General features: G+C 67.1%; 3 protein-coding genes. All 3 read left to right on the top strand.

Annotated elements, in window-relative coordinates; genetic code table 11:
• The first annotated feature begins 83 nt into the window (after positions 1-83).
• The 3 genes from JW364_RS23770 to JW364_RS23760 all read left to right on the top strand — a co-directional run bounded on the left by JW364_RS23770 (position 84) and on the right by JW364_RS23760 (position 5186).
• Positions 84-2483 carry an EAL domain-containing protein gene (locus tag JW364_RS23770; RefSeq protein WP_238995091.1) on the top strand — a complete coding sequence of 800 codons (2400 nt, stop codon included), beginning with the start codon at positions 84-86 and terminating at the stop codon, positions 2481-2483.
• Positions 2484-2705: 222 nt separating this feature from the next.
• A complete protein-coding gene (locus tag JW364_RS23765; protein WP_068971052.1) occupies positions 2706-4172 on the top strand; it encodes a sugar porter family MFS transporter in 1467 nt (488 codons plus the stop codon).
• Entirely contained in the window at positions 4173-5186 is a 1014-nt protein-coding gene (locus tag JW364_RS23760) for a nitronate monooxygenase family protein (RefSeq protein WP_065629994.1), read from the top strand. It abuts the gene before it with no gap.
• Positions 5187-5329: the final 143 nt, after the last annotated feature.

Genomic DNA, 5329 nt, shown 5'->3' with positions numbered 1-5329 from the left:
CGATCGGAGGGGGCGGCGCGGTGGGACGACCGAGGGCTGACGGCGATGACCGGCCCGGACTCGTCGCGCCGGATGCCGAACCCATGGCCCGTCCCAGTGACGCCGCCGTCGCCGAGCGGTATCGCCTACTCCTCGAGTTGAGCCCGGACGCCATCGCGGTCCATCAAGACGGCCTGATCGTCTACGTGAACTCGGCAGCGCTGGCGTTCGCTCGCGTCGACGAACGCGACGCCATGCTCGGACGGTCCATCGCCGACTTCGTCCATCCCGACGAACTGCCACAGATGCTCGATCGGATCATCGGCATGGGGGAGGAGGCCGGCGCGTCGACCGTGCCCGAAGAAGTGGTGATGGTCGACGCGCACGGGGTCACCCGCCCCATGGAGGTGACGTCGGTGCGCACCGTCTGGCAGGACAAGCCTGCGTATCAGGTGATTTTGCGGGACATCACAGCTCAGAAAGCGATCGAATCGGCCCTGCGACGACAGGCGGCGCTCCTCGACCACGTCAGCAACGCGGTGATCGCCGTCGACAACCACATGACGGTCACTTCCTGGAACCCGGCCGCTGAGCAGATGTACGGCCTGCGGGCGTCCGAGGCGATCGGACAAAATATCGACGACGTCGTCGGAGCGCACGTGGACCCGCACGCGGCGGTGTCGTTGGGCGGCACCGTCGATCAGTTGCACCGCCGTTCCGACACCGGGCGATCGTTTCTCGCCCACACCTCGGTGACGACGATGGATGACGGTTTCCTCATCGTCGCCGAACCCACCCGTCGTCCCCTCATCGAGCGGCTGGGGACGATCCTCGCCGCGCTGCACCAGGCGGTCATCGTCGTTCGCGAGGACGGCGACATCGAACTCGCCAACCCGGCCGCGGGGACAATGCTCGGTTCCGAAGCGGTCCCGGGTGCCCGGGTCCACGAACTGCCGCTGGACTTCGACGGCGACGAATCACCGATCGCACGTTGCCTGCGCACCCGTGAGGCGGTCACCGACGCGACCGCGACGATCACCACGCCCGCCGGCGAGCGTTGGCTCTCGTGCAGTTGCCGGCCGATCGACGACGACGGCGCCGAGGTGGTCGTCCTGGTGTCGTTCGCCGACATCACCGACCGTTACCGCGAACGCACCCAGCTGGCGTGGGAAGCCGTACACGATCCGCTGACCGGTCTGTACAACCGCTCGGGGATCATCCGCGAACTCGAGTCGCACATGGCCGGACTCGACGACGGAAACAACGCCTGCTGCGTCGCGATCTTCTACATCGATCTCGACAATTTCAAGCTGGTCAACGATTCGCTCGGCCATGCCGTGGGTGACGAGGTGCTGCACACCGTCGCACAGCGATTGGCGGCGGCAACGCCCGACGAGGCCTCGGTCGGCCGGATTGGTGGGGACGAATTCGTTCTCGTCGCCACCCTGGGGATCGCCTGTTCGGCCGACGAGATCGAGCAGCAGATCGACAAGATCCGGGGGACGGTGTACGAGCCGATCGCGGTGAGCACCCGCACCGAACCGCTCAAGGTGGAGGCGAGCATCGGCGTGGCGACGGTCAAGGCCGGTGACGACTACACCGCCACCGACCTGCTGCGCGATGCCGACATCGCGCTGTATCAAGCACGCAAGGCTTCTCGTGCGCGCTACGTCCGCTTCCAGACGCAGCATCGGGAGGAACTGCAGCGCCGGCAGCGCATCGAAGAGGAACTGCGGCGCGTTCTCGACACCGACACCGATCAACTCGAGATCCACTATCAGCCGATCGTGTCGACCGTCGACGGCGCCCTGGTGGGCCTGGAAAGCCTTCTACGCTGGCGTCACCCGGAACTGGGGTCGATCTCGCCCACCGAGTTCATCCCGCTCGCAGAAGGATCCAATCTCATCGACCGGGTGGGCAACTATGTGCTGGAGACAGCGGCCGCCGAGGTGGCCGCTGTCGCCGAACTCCGTCGGGTGATGCTGTGCGTCAACGTCTCCCGACGGGAGCTCACCAATGGCCAGTTCCCCGACCGGCTCCGGGACACGATCACCCGCTCGGGCATGGACCCCGCCGCGTTCTGCCTGGAGATCACCGAGAGTGCACTGGACCCGCTCGACGGAGACCTGCTCACCCTGTTGCGCAACGTGCGCGAACTCGGAACACACGTGTCGCTCGACGATTTCGGGACCGGTGCGTCGTCGTTGAGCGAGTTCTACCGCCTGCCGGTCAGTGTCCTGAAGACCGCGAAGTCCTTCGTCGACGCTCTCGACGAGCACCCGAGCGCCACATCGATCCTCGCCGGCATCGTCACCATGGCGCACGCGGCCGGGATGCGGGTGGTCGCCGAGGGAGTGGAGACGGAGTCGCAGGCCGCCACGGTCGCCGAGGTCGGTTGCGACCTCGCGCAGGGCTATCACTTCGGGCGTCCCGCCCCGCTGGCCGACGTGATCGGGTCCGGAGTCCGGATCCGGGCGAATCCCGGTGTCTGGGAGACCGGCTGACCTGTCCGCGCCAGACCAACACTGTCACCGAGGCGTCCCACGCCATACCGTGGGGCGTATCTGCGCTATGCATGCGACTGTGTCCGTTACCGTCAGACTCGGCGATGCACGCGAGTAGATTGATCGCCACGTCGATCACCCGGCGTCCATGCAACCGGACAGCGAGGTCACGGACATGACACACATTCTGCGGTGGACTCCTGCAACGCTCTGGACGGCGTCATGACCGACGCGGAGCGGCAAGTCGCCGAGCAACACACGGCGAAGGTCATCGGTGTCACGGTCGCCGCGGCGGTCGGTGGCTTCCTGTTCGGTTTCGACAGCTCGGTCGTCAACGGCGCCGTCGACTCGATCGAAGCGGACTTCGGCCTCGGCAAGCTGATGACCGGCTTCGCCGTCGCGATCGCGTTGCTCGGCTGTGCGCTCGGCGCATGGTTCGCCGGCCGGCTGGCCGACGTCTGGGGACGCAAGCGCGTGATGCTGCTCGGCTCGGCGCTTTTCATCATCTCCGCGATCGGAACCGGCTTCACCCAGACGATTCCCGACCTGCTGCTGTGGCGCGTGCTGGGCGGCATCGGCATCGGCATCGCCTCGGTCATCGCGCCGGCCTACATCTCCGAGATCGCGCCGGCCCGCTACCGCGGGGCGCTTGCCTCGATGCAGCAGCTCGCGATCACGCTGGGCATCTTCGCGGCACTCCTCTCCGACGCACTGCTCGCCGACAGCGCCGGCAGCGCGTCGAACGAATTCTGGTGGGGCCTCGAGGCGTGGCGGTGGATGTTCCTCGTCGGTGTCGTGCCCGCCGTCGTCTACGGTGTGCTGGCGCTGCTGATCCCGGAGTCGCCGCGATACCTGGTGGGTCGCAACCGTGATGCCGAGGCGGCCCGGATCCTGCAGGAGGTGACGGGCGAGGAGAACCCGCTCGAGCGGGTCAAAGAGATCAAGCTGACGGTCAAGCGCGAGGCGAAGTCGTCGATCAGGGACATCGCGGGACCGTCGTTCGGGCTGCACCCGCTCGTCTGGGTCGGCATCTGGTTGGCCATCTTCCAGCAGTTCGTCGGTATCAACGCGATCTTCTACTACTCGACGACGCTGTGGCAGTCCGTCGGCTTCTCCGAGGCCGACTCGTTCAAGACATCGGTGATCACCGCCGTCATCAACGTCGTCATGACCTTCGTGGCGATCCTGTTCGTCGACCGCATCGGGCGGCGGAAACTGCTGCTCGGCGGTTCGGTGGGCATGTTCATCGGCCTGCTCATGGCGTGTATCGCGTTCACCCAGCAGATCGGCGAGGGCGAGAACATCACGCTGCCCGACCCGTGGGGTGTGGTCGCACTGATCGGCGCCAACCTGTTCGTGGTCGCCTTCGCCGCGACGTGGGGCCCGGTGATGTGGGTGATGCTGGGGGAGATGTTCCCCAACCGCATCCGCGGTGTCGCCCTGGGCGTCTGCACGGCCGTGAACTGGGTCGCGAACTTCACCATCTCGATGCTGTTCCCGCCGATGACCGAAGCCGTCGGACTCGGAATCATCTACGGCTTCTTCGCCTTCTGCGCCGCGGCCTCGTTCTTCTACGTCCTCCGGAAGGTCGAGGAGACCAAGGGGATGGAGCTCGAGCAGATGGATTCGGTGGCAGAGGCGCGACTGTCGCAGTTCACTGCGGTCCGTGCGGCGAAGGACAAAGCCTGAATGTTCGATCTGCGTGAGCTCTCCAGCCGCGTCGTCGCCGCCCCCATGGCCGGTGGTCCGAGCACCCCGGAACTGGTGGTGGCCGCGGCATCGGCCGGCGGTGTCGGCCAGCTCGCCGCCGGGTACCAGACTCCCGACAAGGTGCGCGCCGACATCGCGGCCGTGCGGACGGCCGGTACCGAGGTCTTCGGTGTCAACATCTTCGTTCCCGAGGCGGAGCCGGTGAACCGCGACGACCTCGCCCGCTACCGCGCCGAACTCGTCCCGTATGCGCGAAGTCTGGGCGTGACGCTTCCCGAGGTCGAGGACCTGGGCGAGGACGATGACCACTTCGACGACAAGATCCGGCTGGTGTGCGACGAGCGGATCCCGCTCGTGTCTTTCGCGTTCGGGTGTCCCGCACCCGAGGTCGTCGCCGAATTGCACCGGCACGGGTGCAGTGTCGGGGTCACGGTCACCACGGCCACGGACGCCGAGATCGCCGGTCGAGCCGGTGCTGACTGGCTGTGCGTGCAGGGTCCCGACGCCGGTGGCCATCGATCGGTCTTCGACCGCCGGACCACTCCTCCCACAGAGCCGCTCGACGACTTGATCCGCGCGGTCGCCGACCGGGTGCCGCTGCCGATCGTGGCGGCGGGTGGGATCTCCACGTCGGCCCGGGCCGACGAGGTCCGATCCGCGGGACCCGTTGCGGTGCAGGTGGGTACGGTTTTGTTGCGGACCACCGAGGCCGGCACCAAACCCGCGCACGGGGCGGCTCTCGCCGATCCGGACCGAACCGACACCGTGGTCACCTGGGCGTTCAGCGGCCGACCGGCACGCGCCCTGCGAAACCTGTTCACCGACAGGTTCTCCGACGCCGCGGTGGCCGAGTACCCGGCCGTCAACACGTTGACCGGTGGCATCCGACGCGCCGCCAGCAACGACCCCGACGGGATCAACCTCTGGGCCGGGAGCGGATACCGCGACGCCGTCGAGGAGTCGGCCGTCGATACCATCGCCCGGCTCGGGTGATCGAGGAGATCTCTGTTCCCTGAGCAGCCTATGAGGGTTTGTGTCAACAGGGTCCTGTGATGGGTGTGGGCGTGGGGGTGTGGCCCGGCGGCCGGTGGTGGCTGCGGGATGGATGATGGTGGGGTTTTGGATGGCCGGGGTCG

Source organism: Gordonia sp. BP-119 (genome assembly GCF_016924115.1).
In the GTDB taxonomy this organism is placed as follows: Bacteria; Actinomycetota; Actinomycetes; order Mycobacteriales; family Mycobacteriaceae; genus Gordonia; species Gordonia hongkongensis.
This window is presented reverse-complemented; position numbering and strand designations above follow the sequence as displayed.